This is a genomic window from Sinobaca qinghaiensis, from assembly GCF_003610495.1.
In the GTDB taxonomy this organism is placed as follows: domain Bacteria; phylum Bacillota; class Bacilli; order Bacillales; family Marinococcaceae; genus Sinobaca; species Sinobaca qinghaiensis.
Genome location: NZ_RAPK01000006.1, coordinates 143,336 through 157,590, shown reverse-complemented (window position 1 = coordinate 157,590; position 14,255 = coordinate 143,336). Strand labels below are relative to the sequence as shown.

Genomic DNA, 14,255 nt, shown 5'->3' with positions numbered 1-14,255 from the left:
ATAAGCAGGAAGTTCCTGCTTATGAAACGACGTCGTATCCTTGATCATCGATTGCTTCTACAATATCCCCGTGCTCTGTTTTGGTTTCATCGTAATCAACAAATACGGTGCCTTTTTTTAAATCCACATCAACAGCAGATACGCCGGACAAGTCTCCAACGCTTGATTTGACTGCCTTTATACAGTGTTCGCAGGACATTCCTTTTACGTTTAGTGTTTCCTGAGCCATGTAAATTCCTCCTTGAAAAGTATTATATATTTCTATTTTATACCCTATATAGGTATATTGAAAGCCCTATTTCAGCATTTTTCCCATAACCGTCATCAATTCCTGAATGGATTCTTCGCCGTTGCCCTGTTTAACCGCACTGGAAACGCAGTGGTTCGTATGATCTTCGAGCAGTGCCAGTGATACTTTATTTGTGGCTGCCTGTATAGCTGCGATTTGATTAAGTATATCTACGCAGTAACGGTCATTTTCCACCATTTGATGTACACCGCGGACTTGGCCTTCAATTCGTTTCAGACGATTCAGCATCTGCTGTTTATTAGGCTGGACCGTTTTCTTTACATTCACTTCCTGTTCCATTCCAATGCCCCCTTTTTATACGTATACCCTGTATTTATTTTAGTTTAACAAAAAACGGAATAATTTCCTAGGGAAATCCCTGTATTCTAAAAGAAGTAAAGCATAATGAATGATTCAATACATACTTATAATGCTTATGATAAGATAAATAAGGAAAATTCAACTAGATAGTTGTAATTGGAGGATACTATGACACAATGGTTTGCCCACCGCGGCGTTTCAATAGCAAAACCTGAAAATACAATGGCTGCTTTTAAGCTGGCAGAGGAAAAAGGAGCCGACGGAATTGAGCTCGATGTGCAGCTCACCCGGGACAACAAAGTTATCGTAATGCATGATTTAAGCATCAATCGCACGACCAATGGACGCGGCACGATCCGCAGCAAAACATGGGATGATTTAAAAAAGCTGGATGCCGGCTCCTGGTTTGGCGGCACATATGAACCTATTCCTTTGTTAGAAGACGTAGTAAGCTGGCTTTCCGGGAATACTCTTCTGGTTAATATCGAACTGAAAGGTCCGTTAAAGACGATGCCCGACCTTATCAGGGCTGTAAAAAATATTGTTGAACCTGCCCTCCCTGCTTCCCGGGTCATTATTTCAAGCTTTCATCACCCTACTGTTGTTTCGCTTCATGAAGAATGGAAAGAGCCGGAAAAAGCACTGCTTGTTTCTTCCGGACTCTATAAGCCTCTGCGCTACCTGCAGCAGGCAGAAGTATTTTCTCTTCATGTAAAACGACAGACCATATCGGATAAAGAAATGGTCGAACTGATGGAGCAGGGTATTACAGTGCGCGTATTTACAGTAAATGATGAAAAAGCTCTGCAGCGCCTGATTAATCTGCAGGTGGATGGAATTATGACGGATCACGGCATCCTGCCAATCACGCTTTCCCATTAGAACAATACCGATAAACAGGTGGTGCCTCTATGACCCGCAGCAAAGCTTATCTTTTAACTCTTTTAGGCGCTTCCCTTTGGGGGACCATCGGCCTTTTCGTTGAATACTTGTATCAGGCAGGCTTTACTCCATGGGAAACCGTGGCCATCCGGGCTGTTTTTTCAGCTGTATTCATTGTTTTTATTCTTGCCGTGAAGTTTCCCGGTTATTTGAAAATTAAAATGAAAGATCTTCCCTTTTTTATGGGAACCGGAATTGTAAGTATTGTATTTTTTAACTACTGTTATTTTTTAGTGATTCAGGAAGCTTCGTTGTCGCTTGCCGTCGTGCTTTTATACACCGGTCCTCTATTTGTTACGGTTTTATCGAGGCTTTTGTTTAAAGAATGGCTTACACCGAGAAAACTGCTGGCCCTGGGCTTTACCATCACCGGGTGTGCCTTTGCCGTCGGCCTGCTGCCGGGCTTTCAGACGACGGTGACCACTCTTGCGATCGCGGCCGGCGTTGCGTCTGGATTTTTCTATGCGCTTTACAGTATTTTCGGAAAATATGTGAGCCGGACGTATCATTCCATCACCATTACCGCCTATTCATTTATCTGCGCCAGCCTCCTGATGATTCCTGCCGGGGGACTGGCAGCTAAAAGCAGCCTGCTGTTCCAGCCCCAGGTGCTGTTGTTTGCTTTCGGCCTTGCGATTGTCCCGACGGTGCTTGCCTATATTCTTTACACTCTCGGCCTTACGCATATTGAATCCAGCCGGGCTTCCATTCTTTCTACAGTAGAACCGGTCGTAGCCATTATTATCGGCGTTGCCGTATTTGGTGACCGGCTCGACGGATGGCAGACGCTCGGGGTACTGCTCGTGCTGTCCTCTGTCCTGCTCGTCGCAGAAACCAAAAAAACAAACACAGTGCTCCCCGCAGACAGCCTGTGAAAAAAGCCAGCTTTCCCTTTTATGAGGAGAGCTGGCTTTTTCTGCGCAGTATTTCCGCCGTCTGAACGGCTTTTTTTAATGCAATTACATGCATCGTGTTGTCTTCCATTATAATAATCAGCCTCTTTTTTTCTGCATAGGGCGAACCGACGCGGTTTGCTTCATCATGCTCCAAAGCCGACGGACCCTGCGACACTTCTATCTGCTTCATCTGATCGATCGGAAGCGTAAGCGTCTGCAGGGAGTGCTTTATATATAAAGTATTTCCGTTAATTTTGGAACGTGTGCGGACAAAATATACGTATACCACTGCTATAACCAGCAGCAGTAGAATACCTGCAGCCATTTTCATGTACATTCCCTCTTTTCTGGTTTTCCTGCCAGGGTCTATTCTAACAAAATATTGAATACACTTTGCAATTCTTTTCTTCCGCCTATAAAATAAGAACAAACGTTCGTAAAATGGTTTGTTTTTTTCACTATATTTACCTTTTGTTCATATAGAAGCTTAACAATCACCCTGAATTTGCATGCATTATCAGAAAGGAGGGAACATCATGGCTTATTATTTATCACATCTTCTGGGAAAGTGCCCTCAGCTTGATTGTTATATTCACACTCATAAACAGGCGCTCTCTTCTCCCGTTCTCCGACAGTTTCTTGCCGATCCTCATCACTGCAGTCTTTTTACAGCAGCGGTGTGCCAGACAGAAGAAACTTCCGGGGAAGCACTTAATCAAGCATTTATACAATTTCGGGAGGAAAAGAAATTAACAGCCTATATTTTAAAATCGCTTCACTGGCACGCGGTACAATTTGATAAAAAGCAGCGGAAGAGAGAAGCTGTGCATCCGTTGATTGTAGATAGTGATACGTGGGAAGAACCGGTATGGGAACCTCCGCAGCACTCACGTTTTCTTGCAGAAGAACTCGAAAGCAGAACCTTATATGCAGCCTATCAGTCATTAACGCCGCACCAGCAGTGGATTCTGCAGAAAAGCTATGCAGAACAAATGAGGGATATTGACCTTTCCTTTCTGACCAACGTAACGCCTCAGGCTGTTTACCGCTCCAGGCGCCAGGGTCTTTCGAAACTTTACGCTTATATTACAGCTTCAATCCATTAGAAGGAGCGAGATAACATGACAGCATCCCTATATACATTAGCAGAAAAGGCTAAACAGCAGGACCGGGAGGCGATGTATGACTTCCTGCAGAAATTCGAGCCCTTTATACAAAAATCACTTTCGCAGACGAAGCCCCAGAACCGGGAAGATCTGCGTCAGGATCTTCGTTTAAAATGCATGGAATGTGTCCACCACTTCGAATCAGAGCAGACGCCCGGGTTTTTCGAGTTTGTGAATACCATTGAACAAAACACAGAATAATCAAATAAGCGGGATTTTTATCATTATTTCCCTTTTCATACGGAATAGGACCTATTATGCGCCTTACATTTCAATATGATGACAGGGTCTTTAAGACTATATAACGCTTTGCAAATCCCCTTCTAATTAGGTACCTGCCTGTCATATACTAATAAATGACAACAAACCTGACATTTTATAAACATTAGATATAGACGGGTCGTAATTGAAGGGGGCTTATAGTGAATAATCGTTTTTCATGGATGAAGTGGGGTATTCCATTTGTAATTATTCTTACACTTGGATGGACGGCATATTATTTTGTCACCCCCACCTTCAGCCATCAGTATCAGCAATTGACCGAACGTGTAGAAGTTGGCGTGAAATACACAAATCCCGAAGAATCTATTGTCTATATCCATCCATATATTGAAAATCCGAACAGCGAGGAAATCACCTGTTTTCACGATGATCAATTTGTAGAGATCCGCGTTCTGGACGAGGACGGCAATCATCTTGATAAGGCTGTCTCGATGGAAGAAAAGCGCGGAGCCTCTCCTGCGGATGAAGAAACATTAAAGCCGGGCCAGAAAACGATGAATGCCAACTATTATAAAGTGGAGCTTCCCGATAACGCTGCTTCCATTCAGCTTATTTACAGTGGCTCCGTAGAAGACCAATACGGCATTGATCAGCTCGAAGAGACTATTAACATTAACCTGGACTACCTTATTATGTAGAATGATCCCTGCCCCTATTAAAAGACTTCCGGCTGTCTCTTTGACAGCCGGAAGCTTTTTTATTCTGCGGTGTTTACAAATATTTCTTCTGCATCAGGTGTTTCGGAAATGTAGTCCATTTCTTCGAGCCAGCTGATAGTCTCCTCCCATGATTCCCGGCTCTGGGTTCCAAAGGCTTCTTCCTCTGTTTCCATCTTCCCCATTAGAATATCCAGGCTTTCTTCTTCTACTGCCTGTTCAAGCGGGAAGTTTTCCTGATCTTCGTTTTCAAATAAAATATCCAGGCTTTCTTCCGGATGGTCTTTCATATACGTATATCCTTTTTCTGCAGCGCTCCAAAAGGCATTAATTTTCGCTTCGTCTTCTTCCAGCGTTTCTTCATTCGTTACAAGGACCAGCTCGTAAAATGGCGGAACGCCGTAATCCACCGGATCAAAGTATTCCACAGCAGTGCCTGCGTGCTCGAGTACCGGCACTTCGTGATTAATATATGCCCCGCTTACCGCATCCGCCCGGCCGCTGACGAGAGAAGACTGCAGCTCAAAGCCGATATCCACCAGATCAACCTCGTCAAACTGGCCGCCGTCGGCTTCTACCATGGTTTCTACGATCGGCTCATTGACCGGAATGCCGGGATAGCCTACTGTACGGCCCTCTAAATCCCGCGGCCGTTCTATGTCGGAATCTGCTTTGTATACGACGTGATTAAGTGGAGACCTCACAATAGCCGCTACGCTCACGACCGGAATCCCTTCGGTACGTGCCGTAATGACGTCCGGCTGATACGTGATGCCAAGATCTACTTCTCCTGCTGCCGCCAGGTTAAGAGGATCGGTTGGATTGGTAGGAAACATAATATTTACATCCAGCCCTTCTTCTTCAAAATACCCCTTTTCCTGAGCCGTGTATAAGTAGCTGTGAACCGCATTTGGATACCAGTCCAGCATAATATCGACTTCCTGCAGCTCGTTGTTTTCTGTCTGCTGGTCCCCGCCGCTTTCATTTCCACAGCCTGCCAGCACCAAAACCCCCGCAGTCAGCATACCCGCTCGTTTAAACCATGTGTTAATCTTTTTCATGATCTTCTTCCTCCTCTTTTTGTTGTCGCATATTCGATCGCTTTTACTCCCAAAAACAGGCCGATGCCTAATAAAGACAACAAAACAATTGGGGCAAATACACCCGCCGCGTCCATTTGTGTCATCATTCTGCGGCTGAAATAACCGAGGCCCGCATCCGCCCCCAGCCATTCGCCGATTGCGGCTCCTATCACGCTGAGCGTTACTGCTACCTTTAACCCGGAATAAAAAGAAGGTAGAGCCATGGGAACCTGAACTTTTCTAAAAATCTGCCAGCTGCCGGCCCCCATAGTACGAAGCAGGTCCTCCATATCTTTGCTGGCTGCGCGGAGGCCGTCGAACGCCCCAACCGTAATTGGAAAAAAGGTAATCAGCACCGTGACGGCGACTTTGCTCCACATGGAATAGCCGAACCACAAAACGAAAATCGGTGCCAGTGCAATGATAGGAATGGTCTGTGACGTAATTAACAAAGGAAACACACTTTTTTCCACCGCCCGGCTCCGGCTCATAAGAACGGCAATACCGACTCCGCAAACGATAGAAACGGCGAGGCCGGTTACGATAACGAGAAGAGTCGCCGGCAGGTGCACCAGAAACAGAATATCGGCAAGTTCCCACAGTCTCTGCAGCACCGCAGACGGCGCCGGAAGAATATAAGGCGTATCGTACCAGCGCGCCCCTGCTTCCCAAATGATAAAAAATGCAGCTGCCAGCAGAGCCGCACCGGCATAGGAGGTGCCTGCGCTTTTCCAGCGATTCATATTATCCCGCCCTCTCCGCGCATCCTATTAATAAGTTCCCGCTTCAGCTTCAACAGCTCCGGATGGTCACGGGCATTTTCTTTTCTCGGCCTTGGCAGCGGCACCGTAATCTCTGTAAAACGGCCCTCTATCGGCGGCTGCGTAAACAATAAAATACGGTCCGATAGAAACAGCGCTTCCTCTATATCATGGGTAATGAAAATCAGCGTCTGTCCAGCCATCTGCCACTGCTCGAGCAGCCATTCCTGCATCATGAAACGGGTAATAGAATCAAGCGCGCTGAATGGCTCATCCAGCATTAGAATGTCACTGCCTCCTACTACCGCCCGGAGAAAAGACACTCTTTGTCTCATTCCGCCGGACAGTTCATGCGGGTATTGGTTTTCCACCCCGTCCAGGCCGAACGCTTTCAAATGGGCGGACACGTTATGCGCCGCTTCTTTTTTGGGGACCCCGTTTATTTCCAGGGGAAGCATGCCATTTTCCAAAATAGTCCGCCAGGGCAGCAGAAGATCCTGCTGCGGCATATAGCCGACACGCCCGAGCCTCGTTTCAGGTACGGAACCATGCAGAAAAACCGTGCCCTGATCAGGATGACTTAATCCAGCTGCCAGCCGGAAGAACGTGGACTTTCCCGACCCGCTCGGCCCAAGCAGGCTGACAAATTCACCTTGCTTCACCTCTGCCTGTACATGTTGAAAAATAGCGCTCTGACTGCCTTTATGTGTGTAGGTCACATCTCGAAATTCCAGTGCTGTCTCCTGATGTTCAGGTCTATACCGTTTATTCATTTTCTGCCTCCCTGCCCCACCACAATCCCGTAATTCAAACACAAAAAAGCCGCTCCAGCAGGGGAGCGGCGGAAAAATCAGTTCTATCAATAAAAACAGCTCGATCGGCTGTTTCTTCAGGTGAACCTTCCGCACTTCCCTCCGCTGGTGTTATCCAGATCAGGTTCCAGGGTTAGGATGAATAACATCCCTCTCAGCTTTTCAGCACCCCTAGTGCTTGTGGTATGAAATTATCTGTCTTCTTAAAGATAGCATACATTAAAAGCAGATTGTACCGGGAGTTTTATTTAAAGAAAAATCTCTGCTCCTGTAAATTCAGCACACGTGATATGATTAAGAAAACGTCTACATTAGCTGGGAGAGGCTTTATGACCGATACAATACTTACTATACACCTTATTGTTATTGCTGCCGTCCTTCTGCTGGCAGGTGCTGTTTTCTTATTTCACCAGACCAATATGAAGCGCACAGCAGTTCTTCTTCACTACGTGCTGCGATTTATGTACCTTCCAGCCATTTTCACCGGCGGGCTTGTGCTGGGACTTCGTCCTGTTTATCTAGGCGGGCTGTTAAAAATTGCCTGCGGCTTTATCAGCGTCGGTTTAATCGAAGTCTACTTAGTTCAGCTGTTTAAAAACACCAGACACCGGCTGTTTACCCGGTTTATGATAGGATTTGTATTATTTACTGTTATTCTCGGATTAACACTGCCTCAGGGTATCTCTCTGCTGTAGGAAAAAAATGGACATCTAAAGGAGCGCTTTTCCATGCCAAAAAATAAAAAACAATTTGCCGTTATCGGCCTGGGCCGATTCGGAGGCAGCATCTGCCGTGAACTCTATCATTTGGGCTACGAAGTTCTCGCCATTGACCAGGATGAAGAAAAGGTGGATGAGTATGTTACCTTTGCCACCCAGACAGCCTGCATTGACTCTACGGATGAAAAAGCCTTAAAGTCGCTGGGGCTTGGCAACTTTGACCATGTTGTTGTCGCGATCGGCGATCATATTCAGGCAAGTGTGCTCACCACGCTCGTATTAAAAGACATGAATGTGCCGATTGTGTGGGCCAAAGCCCAGAATAAATACCACCAGAAAGTGCTTGATAAAATCGGTGCCGACCGCGTAGTCCATCCGGAATTTGATATGGGAATACGCGTAGCCCACAATATGACTTCCGAAAAAGTTATTGATTTTATCGACTTAAGCAACGACTACACTATTGTAGAAGTATATGCCACAAAAAAACTGCACCGTAAAACGCTGATTGACTCCAATATCCGCGCCACATACGGAGTTACCATCCTTGCTATTAAACGAAATGAGGACGTTAACGTGTCCCCTCGTCCCAACGATACGATTGAGCAGGGCGACATGCTGATTGTACTGGGCCATAAAGATGAAATCCGCCGCTTTGAAAACGAAGGTTTATAAGCTGACTGTTTCTACCTAAAAAGATAAAAAGGACGTATTTTTTGTCTTTTTCAACAGCCTAAAAAAACCAAGCCCGGAGGCTTGGTTTTTTTAATAAGATTCTTCAAAACTGGTTGGATTTTCTTCAAATCGGACGCTTTGTCCTGATTCACTGCTTCTATAAAGAGCTTCGACTATTTTGGTTACCTTCATAGCCTGCTCCGGTTTAACGATAAGTTCCGCTTCACCTGTACAGGCATCTACAAAGTTGTTCGCCTGATAGTATGGCTCAATATTATCAATTTTATTAATCTGGGCGGTGCTGTTCAAAAGGGTGCCGTACTTCGCTTGATACAGCTCAAATGGAAATAGCTGAAACCCGCCTTCCACGCCGGAAATGCTGAGCTGTTCCGTATCTTCTTTTATATTGGCTGCCCAGGAACATTCCAGCTGCAGCGTAATATCATTTTCAAATGTGATATACCCGGTCACGTGATCCTCCACGTTAAAGGTAGTGTGATCAAACTGGCCCCATTCGTTCGTAAGATTCGGCGCTTTGCTTAAACGGTCATACGTTTTTGCCATAACCTCAAGCGGCTCCGGATCTCCAAGCAGCCACAAGGACAGATCAAGCAGATGGCAGCCGTAGTCAATCAGGCTTCCTCCACCCTGTAGTTCTTTGTTTGTAAATACGCCCCAGCCCGGTACCTTACGACGGCGGAGTGCCTGGAAACGACAAACAAGCGGGTCGCCGATTTCATGATTTTCCATCATTTGTTTGGCGATCTGGGCTTCCGGTCCAAAACGATAGTGAAAGGCAACGGCCAGAACCGAATCTGTTTTTTCAGCCGCTTCTATCATACGGCTGCATTCTTCGGTCGTAATAGCCATCGGCTTTTCGCAGAGCACATGAATACCTCTGTTCAACGCCTGTACGGCAATATCTGCATGAAATTTATTAGGTGTGCAGATAATGACTGCATCCACCTCTTCAAGCATTCTTTCAATATTGTGGTAGACCCGGGCGATAGAGAAAGATGCCGCTACTTCCTGAGCCCGGTCCTGATTGATATCATATACCCCTTCAATCGATACTTTTTCTTCAAGCTGTTGAAAAGTAGGAATGTGCCTTGACTGCGCTATTCCACCTGATCCAATGATGCCGATTTTCAGCTTGTCCATTACTATTTACCCCCTCTAGTGTGGCCATCAGCGTCCGGCAGCTGTTTTGCCTGCAATAGGCTCAAGCGGCTGGGCATTTCCGTAAACCGGCTTTGGTGTAGCCAGTCCTGCTGCCCAGTGTATGCCATTACTTATTACGCGCTGAATGTCTGTATGGTAATACGTTGGATATGTTTCATGTCCCGGCCGGAAATAAAAGATCTTCCCCCGGCCACGCTGAAAAGTGGCACCGCTCCTGAATACTTCCCCACCTTCGAACCAGCTGACAAACAACAATTCCTCCGGTACAGGAATGTCAAAATGCTCCCCGTACATTTCTTCTTTCTCCAGCTCAATAAATTCCCCTATGCCTTCCGTAATGGGATGTGTAGGATTGACGACCCAAAGACGTTCCTTTTCATCCGCTTCTCTCCATTTCAGGTCACAGGAAGTACCCATGAGCTTTTTAAACACTTTCGAGAAATGAGCGGAGTGAAGTACTACCAGTCCCATTCCTTCCAACACCCGCTCTTTTACCCGTTCTGCGACCTCTTCGGTCACTTCATCATGAGCCTGATGACCCCACCAGACGAGAACATCCGTATGATTTAGAACCTCCTCTGTTAACCCATGTTCCGGTTCATCCAATGTAGCTGTGCTAACATCAAGCCCCTCTTTTTCCAGGAAGCCTTGAATAGCTCCGTGAATTCCTTCCGGATAAATCGAAGAAACCACTTCGTTCTCTTTCTCGTGCCTGTTTTCGTTCCATACTACAATTTTCATAAAGGCCTCCTATATCAATTATAATATATTTTAGTAATAAATTAACCTTTTGTTGCTCGGACGTTTTCTATGAAAATATATCCTTTTCGAATAAAAAGAATGAATTACTGCAGTGAAAAGCTCTATTAGTGCGGATTCTGCAGAAAAAAAATGAAATGATGAGAATACCCATCATTTTAAAAATTAAATCATAACAGAAAGAATATATTATTTTCTTATCTTCTTCACGCTGGCGTTATGTAAAACTTACTGCGGAGCAATCCGAAACGTTTCGATTTCTCAGCTTCATTATAGTAAGCGTTTCCAAATAATGCAAGCAGTAATTCCATTAAGCAGAAAAGTAGGCGGAGGGAATCCTTTCCTCTATACTAATATAAGATGAAAAAAGAGGAGGAATCAGCATGAGGCAGTCACCTTGAATTGCAAAAAAAGGAGCTGGGTCCAGCTTCAATACCGATCATGCGTTGACTAATGCAGCGTCTCTTGCCCCCGCTGAAAAAAAGGCTGTTTTTTTAACCTTTGACGATGGGCCGAGTCGCACTACTCATCAAATTTTGGATATATTAAAAGACAAACAGGCAAAGGCGGCTTTCTTCTGGCAGGGCCGGCTGGTTCATCCGCAGCGGCCTGCACGGCGGGTGATTGAGGAGGGGCATACGCTTGGCTCCCACACTCACCGCCATCCCAACCTTACGTCGCTCTCCTTTGATAAACAAAAGCATGAAATACAAAGCAGCCTTGACTCTATCAAAAGCATCAGTCCAGCGCCTGTAGAATATTTCCGGCCGCCCTACGGACGCTATAATGAAGAAACGGTTCGTGTCGTAAACGAGCTCGGTTTGGAACTCGTTATGTGGGATACTGCTTCGTTTGACTGGAAAGAAAAAAAGAGCCCGGAGGCTATTCTTTCCAACGTTATGGACACTATCCAGCCGGGATCGATTGTGCTGCTTCATGAACTTCAGCAGACGGTATCGATTCTGCCCGAACTAATTGACCTGATTCATAAAGAAGGATATACGTGCCTGGCCCTGCCTTCTCAGCGAAGCGGGTAATCATGGTCAATCGGACGGAAAAAGTTAGTGCGGGTCACTTCAGCCGCCGTTTCCGGATCCCGTTTTTCCATCGCGTAAATAATCTGATCATGTTCTTCAATTGATTCCTCTGTCAGGATAATTGAATCATGATAGAACAGCCGCCTGACGTGCGATTGCAGGGAAAGGGTTGTTTTTGAAATATACGGATTACGAATGCTGTCTACGATAATATCATGAAATTTCTCGTCCCATTTCAGCGCAGCCCTGTAGTCGCCGTCCTGAATTGCTTCTGTGAACTGCTCATTTACGTTTCGCAGCTCTTCTATCATTGGCTCTTCCATATTCTTTGCTGCTATTTCCGCTGCCAGTGCCTGCAGGGCAGCGAGTGGTGGAAATATTAATACAGCATCTTCGGGCTTCACCTGTGTTACCTGCGTAACAACTCCCGGCTTCATTGCTACGAACCCATCTTCGTTCAGCAGCTGCAGCGCCTCTCTTATAGGTGTCCTGCTCACTCCAAGAGCCTCCGCCAGTTCAGAGTCGTTAATTTTTTCTTCAGGCTGGAGCGTTCCGTCAATAATCCATTTTTGAATTTGCAGATACGCCCGGTCTTTTGCGGATTTTCGTTCCGGTATAGGTAGATCGGATGGAATCGGCACAGTGCATATCACCTTTCGCTTCATACTCGTTTAGTTAAAGTATAAAGCAAAAAAAATACCAACGCCACAACGTGCTTTTCCTTCCTATATATGGTATATTATAATATGTAATATATTGCATATGTATATTGTTAGGAGATGTCCGCTATGGAAAACTTACCGGCTTATATTTTAATGGCCGCCATGATGTCAATGCTTCCCGGAGCAGACACCGTACTTATTATGAAAAATACGCTCTCGCACGGCGCAAAAGCCGGGCGGTTTACGATACTTGGCATGGCAACCGGACTAACGTTCTGGACCGTTATAGCGGTTTTGGGCCTTTCCGTCGTCATTTCCCAGTCTCCCGTGTTATTTGAAACGATTAAATACCTGGGCGCCGCCTACTTGTTTTATTTAGGGATCCGCTCCTTTATGACAAAAAGCTCATTTTCTTTAAAAGAAGTACAGAAAAGCGCCGATGAGACAGCCGCTGCAGGCAGAAACGGACGCTGCAGGGAGTCCTATCTCCAGGGAGTACTGAGCAACATCCTCAACCCTAAAACAGTTGTGGTGTATATCACCTTTATGCCGCCTTTTGTTGATATGAGCGGCAATGTAAACCAGCAGCTGATGGTGCTCGGCGGGATCTTAACCGTTATCGCCGTCACCTGGTTTCTCGTGCTTGTATTCGTGCTCAATCACGTGCAGCGCTGGCTGAACAGCCCACGCTTCCAGCAGATTTTTCAGAAATCAACAGGTCTCGCTTTAATGGCATTCGGCGCCAAGCTTATTTTTTAGCAGCGCCGTTTCGTCAAGCCTATGAAAAAACCGGCTCCCCTTCAAAAGGAGGCCGGTTTTTTTATATTATTTACAGCAGGTTTTCTATCCTTAAAATACAACCAGACAACTCCAAGCGCTGCTGCGGCAAAAATACTTCCCATCACGAACACAGCGTTCAGGCCGATATTTTCTGCTACTGCTCCTCCAATAAGAGGACCGAGGAAGATGCCAAGCGCATAAAACGACTGATAAAAGCCCATGACGGAATTTTTCAGCTGATTTCCCGGCAGACGGGCAATGTTTGCAAGCAGCAGGGGCAGCACAACACCAAGCGCCAATCCGATCACTCCATGTACGAGGCTTAAGGTGAGCAGTGAATTAGTCAGCGGCACGGCGGCAAGCATAACGACAGTCAGTACCAGCCCTCCGATAAAATAAAACCGCTCCCGCTCCGGTGAAATAGAAGCAAAGGCTACACCGAGCGAAGCTGCCGCATGCGGCACAAAAAAGCCGGTCATCAGCCAGATTAATTCCCTTTCCGTGACGCCCAGGGAACTGGCGTACAACGGCGTGAAGCCAAAGATCGTAATAAACATTATTGCGTGGCACAGCATCGAAACCGTGGTGACCGGAAGCAGGTATTTCACTTTAAGCGTGCCTGTTACATATTCCGAAAGATTCATTTTTGGAGCGCTTCCGGCTTCCACCGGCACCACTTTAACTGCCAGAGCAAGTACCAGTCCGAGAACAGAAAACACGACCGCAATCCAGAATGGCAGCGACCAGCCGAACTGGGACACGAGAAAACCGGCACTAGCCATGCTGATAAATTGAGGCGTTACCGTTAAAAACTGCACGGTTCCCATCGCCCTTGACGATTGATCTGGACGAAAATACTGGGCATACATAATCGTTGCCATCACCCACATTGCCGCAGTCACGCCGGCAAACAGACGGGCCATTAATATCGGGAAAAAGGAATCAAAATAAATCAGCATCAGCCCGCTTACAATTGCAAATACAAAGCCTGCTATATACAACGCTTTACGCAGGTACTGAAGCCGGTCGGATAACACGCCGAGCGGAAACCGCAGCAGCACCTGCGTCACCCCGTAGCTTCCCAGGATAATGCCAATGGTATCCAGGGGAAACGCCTGGTACTCCAGATATAAGCTGAATGTAGGAATATAAATATACGTAGCAAACCAGAAACAAAAAATACTGGCTAAAAATAATACGTGGTGGCGCAGCGTAATGGTCGTTTTCATACAGT

19 protein-coding genes and 1 riboswitch are annotated in these 14,255 nt (G+C 46.1%); of the genes, 9 read left to right on the top strand and 10 right to left on the bottom strand.

Translation table 11 applies throughout. The annotated features are described in order from the left end of the window. Positions 1-19: 19 nt before the first annotated feature. A complete protein-coding gene (gene copZ / locus ATL39_RS01140) occupies positions 20-229 on the bottom strand; it encodes a copper chaperone CopZ (RefSeq protein WP_120191447.1) in 210 nt (69 codons plus the stop codon). Positions 230-295: 66 nt separating this feature from the next. Further along, positions 296-589, bottom strand: coding sequence for a metal-sensitive transcriptional regulator (locus ATL39_RS01135; protein WP_120191446.1), 294 nt, complete (start codon positions 587-589; stop codon positions 296-298). 189 nt (positions 590-778) lie between these two features. Here ATL39_RS01135 and ATL39_RS01130 point away from each other — a divergent pair, with 189 nt between their 5' ends. Next, positions 779-1,492, top strand: a complete 714-nt coding sequence (locus ATL39_RS01130; RefSeq protein ID WP_120191445.1) for a glycerophosphodiester phosphodiesterase family protein — start codon at positions 779-781, stop codon at positions 1,490-1,492. Positions 1,493-1,521: 29 nt separating this feature from the next. Further along, on the top strand, positions 1,522-2,427 hold the full coding sequence (locus tag ATL39_RS01125; RefSeq protein WP_120191444.1) for an EamA family transporter: 906 nt from the start codon (positions 1,522-1,524) through the stop codon (positions 2,425-2,427). Between the two features lie 19 nt (positions 2,428-2,446). On the opposite strand, the gene ATL39_RS01120 is transcribed toward ATL39_RS01125, so the two are convergent. Then, on the bottom strand, positions 2,447-2,779 hold the full coding sequence (locus ATL39_RS01120) for a SunI/YnzG family protein (RefSeq protein WP_120191443.1): 333 nt from the start codon (positions 2,777-2,779) through the stop codon (positions 2,447-2,449). A gap of 205 nt (positions 2,780-2,984) precedes the next feature. On the opposite strand from ATL39_RS01120, the gene ATL39_RS01115 reads away from it, so the two are divergent. The 3 genes from ATL39_RS01115 (at position 2,985) to ATL39_RS01105 (ending at position 4,534) form a co-directional block, all read left to right on the top strand. Continuing rightward, the gene (locus tag ATL39_RS01115) at positions 2,985-3,554 is read left to right on the top strand and encodes a sigma-70 RNA polymerase sigma factor region 4 domain-containing protein (RefSeq protein ID WP_120191442.1); all 570 of its coding nucleotides are present in this window, start codon (positions 2,985-2,987) and stop codon (positions 3,552-3,554) included. 15 nt (positions 3,555-3,569) lie between these two features. After that, the gene (locus ATL39_RS01110; RefSeq protein ID WP_120191441.1) at positions 3,570-3,815 is read left to right on the top strand and encodes a helix-turn-helix domain-containing protein; all 246 of its coding nucleotides are present in this window, start codon (positions 3,570-3,572) and stop codon (positions 3,813-3,815) included. 221 nt (positions 3,816-4,036) lie between these two features. Next, entirely contained in the window at positions 4,037-4,534 is a 498-nt protein-coding gene (locus ATL39_RS01105; RefSeq protein WP_120191440.1) for a hypothetical protein, read from the top strand. Between the two features lie 59 nt (positions 4,535-4,593). Here the strand turns inward: ATL39_RS01105 and ATL39_RS01100 are convergent, their stop codons facing one another. The 3 genes from ATL39_RS01100 to ATL39_RS01090 are packed head-to-tail and all read right to left on the bottom strand — an operon-like array spanning position 4,594 to position 7,168. After that, complete coding sequence (locus ATL39_RS01100; protein WP_120191439.1) at positions 4,594-5,613, bottom strand: ABC transporter substrate-binding protein; 1,020 nt, start codon at positions 5,611-5,613, stop codon at positions 4,594-4,596. After that, a complete protein-coding gene (locus tag ATL39_RS01095) occupies positions 5,610-6,377 on the bottom strand; it encodes an ABC transporter permease (protein ID WP_120191438.1) in 768 nt (255 codons plus the stop codon). Before ATL39_RS01095 ends, ATL39_RS01100 begins: the two co-directional genes overlap by 4 nt. Further along, complete coding sequence (locus ATL39_RS01090) at positions 6,374-7,168, bottom strand: ABC transporter ATP-binding protein (RefSeq protein WP_120191437.1); 795 nt, start codon at positions 7,166-7,168, stop codon at positions 6,374-6,376. The genes ATL39_RS01095 and ATL39_RS01090 overlap by 4 nt, the downstream gene beginning before the upstream one ends. Before the next feature lie 119 nt (positions 7,169-7,287). Further along, positions 7,288-7,390: riboswitch (TPP riboswitch) on the bottom strand. Between the two features lie 146 nt (positions 7,391-7,536). Between ATL39_RS01090 and ATL39_RS01085 the strand changes: the two genes are divergently transcribed. Together ATL39_RS01085 and ATL39_RS01080 are read left to right on the top strand one after the other, a co-directional pair. Then, positions 7,537-7,902 carry a YisL family protein gene (locus ATL39_RS01085; RefSeq protein WP_170146797.1) on the top strand — a complete coding sequence of 122 codons (366 nt, stop codon included), beginning with the start codon at positions 7,537-7,539 and terminating at the stop codon, positions 7,900-7,902. 33 nt (positions 7,903-7,935) lie between these two features. Next, a complete protein-coding gene (locus ATL39_RS01080) occupies positions 7,936-8,601 on the top strand; it encodes a potassium channel family protein (protein ID WP_120191435.1) in 666 nt (221 codons plus the stop codon). Positions 8,602-8,691: 90 nt separating this feature from the next. On the opposite strand, the gene ATL39_RS01075 is transcribed toward ATL39_RS01080, so the two are convergent. Together ATL39_RS01075 and ATL39_RS01070 are read right to left on the bottom strand one after the other, a co-directional pair. Further along, complete coding sequence (locus ATL39_RS01075; protein ID WP_120191434.1) at positions 8,692-9,762, bottom strand: Gfo/Idh/MocA family protein; 1,071 nt, start codon at positions 9,760-9,762, stop codon at positions 8,692-8,694. Between the two features lie 27 nt (positions 9,763-9,789). Beyond that, on the bottom strand, positions 9,790-10,524 hold the full coding sequence (locus tag ATL39_RS01070; protein WP_120191433.1) for a ThuA domain-containing protein: 735 nt from the start codon (positions 10,522-10,524) through the stop codon (positions 9,790-9,792). A 464-nt stretch (positions 10,525-10,988) separates the two neighbouring features. Here ATL39_RS01070 and ATL39_RS01065 point away from each other — a divergent pair, with 464 nt between their 5' ends. Continuing rightward, the gene (locus ATL39_RS01065; protein WP_120191432.1) at positions 10,989-11,579 is read left to right on the top strand and encodes a polysaccharide deacetylase family protein; all 591 of its coding nucleotides are present in this window, start codon (positions 10,989-10,991) and stop codon (positions 11,577-11,579) included. Here the strand turns inward: ATL39_RS01065 and ATL39_RS01060 are convergent. After that, positions 11,564-12,220 (bottom strand): GntR family transcriptional regulator, encoded by a 657-nt coding sequence (locus ATL39_RS01060; RefSeq protein WP_120191431.1) that lies wholly within the window; start codon positions 12,218-12,220, stop codon positions 11,564-11,566. The two genes, ATL39_RS01065 and ATL39_RS01060, sit on opposite strands and share 16 nt — an antisense overlap. Positions 12,221-12,367: 147 nt before the next feature. On the opposite strand from ATL39_RS01060, the gene ATL39_RS01055 reads away from it, so the two are divergent. Further along, positions 12,368-13,000 carry a LysE family transporter gene (locus ATL39_RS01055; protein WP_120191430.1) on the top strand — a complete coding sequence of 211 codons (633 nt, stop codon included), beginning with the start codon at positions 12,368-12,370 and terminating at the stop codon, positions 12,998-13,000. A 41-nt stretch (positions 13,001-13,041) separates the two neighbouring features. Here the strand turns inward: ATL39_RS01055 and ATL39_RS01050 are convergent, their stop codons facing one another. Continuing rightward, positions 13,042-14,250, bottom strand: a complete 1,209-nt coding sequence (locus ATL39_RS01050) for an MFS transporter (RefSeq protein WP_120191429.1) — start codon at positions 14,248-14,250, stop codon at positions 13,042-13,044. Positions 14,251-14,255: the final 5 nt, after the last annotated feature.

Excerpts from the sequence above, each read along its gene's own strand:
- ATL39_RS01115 (WP_120191442.1), top strand. The coding sequence starts at position 2,985 with ATGGCTTATTATTTATCACATCTTCTGGGAAAGTGCCCTCAGCTTGAT.
- ATL39_RS01080 (WP_120191435.1), top strand. The coding sequence starts at position 7,936 with ATGCCAAAAAATAAAAAACAATTTGCCGTTATCGGCCTGGGCCGATTC.
- ATL39_RS01095 (WP_120191438.1), bottom strand. The coding sequence starts at position 6,377 with ATGAATCGCTGGAAAAGCGCAGGCACCTCCTATGCCGGTGCGGCTCTG.
- ATL39_RS01135 (WP_120191446.1), bottom strand. The coding sequence starts at position 589 with ATGGAACAGGAAGTGAATGTAAAGAAAACGGTCCAGCCTAATAAACAG.
- ATL39_RS01125 (WP_120191444.1), top strand. The coding sequence starts at position 1,522 with ATGACCCGCAGCAAAGCTTATCTTTTAACTCTTTTAGGCGCTTCCCTT.
- ATL39_RS01075 (WP_120191434.1), bottom strand. The coding sequence starts at position 9,762 with ATGGACAAGCTGAAAATCGGCATCATTGGATCAGGTGGAATAGCGCAG.
- copZ (WP_120191447.1), bottom strand. The coding sequence starts at position 229 with ATGGCTCAGGAAACACTAAACGTAAAAGGAATGTCCTGCGAACACTGT.
- ATL39_RS01100 (WP_120191439.1), bottom strand. The coding sequence starts at position 5,613 with ATGAAAAAGATTAACACATGGTTTAAACGAGCGGGTATGCTGACTGCG.
- ATL39_RS01085 (WP_170146797.1), top strand. The coding sequence starts at position 7,537 with ATGACCGATACAATACTTACTATACACCTTATTGTTATTGCTGCCGTC.
- ATL39_RS01090 (WP_120191437.1), bottom strand. The coding sequence starts at position 7,168 with ATGAATAAACGGTATAGACCTGAACATCAGGAGACAGCACTGGAATTT.
- ATL39_RS01130 (WP_120191445.1), top strand. The coding sequence starts at position 779 with ATGACACAATGGTTTGCCCACCGCGGCGTTTCAATAGCAAAACCTGAA.
- ATL39_RS01050 (WP_120191429.1), bottom strand. The coding sequence starts at position 14,250 with ATGAAAACGACCATTACGCTGCGCCACCACGTATTATTTTTAGCCAGT.
- ATL39_RS01070 (WP_120191433.1), bottom strand. The coding sequence starts at position 10,524 with ATGAAAATTGTAGTATGGAACGAAAACAGGCACGAGAAAGAGAACGAA.
- ATL39_RS01110 (WP_120191441.1), top strand. The coding sequence starts at position 3,570 with ATGACAGCATCCCTATATACATTAGCAGAAAAGGCTAAACAGCAGGAC.
- ATL39_RS01120 (WP_120191443.1), bottom strand. The coding sequence starts at position 2,779 with ATGAAAATGGCTGCAGGTATTCTACTGCTGCTGGTTATAGCAGTGGTA.
- ATL39_RS01055 (WP_120191430.1), top strand. The coding sequence starts at position 12,368 with ATGGAAAACTTACCGGCTTATATTTTAATGGCCGCCATGATGTCAATG.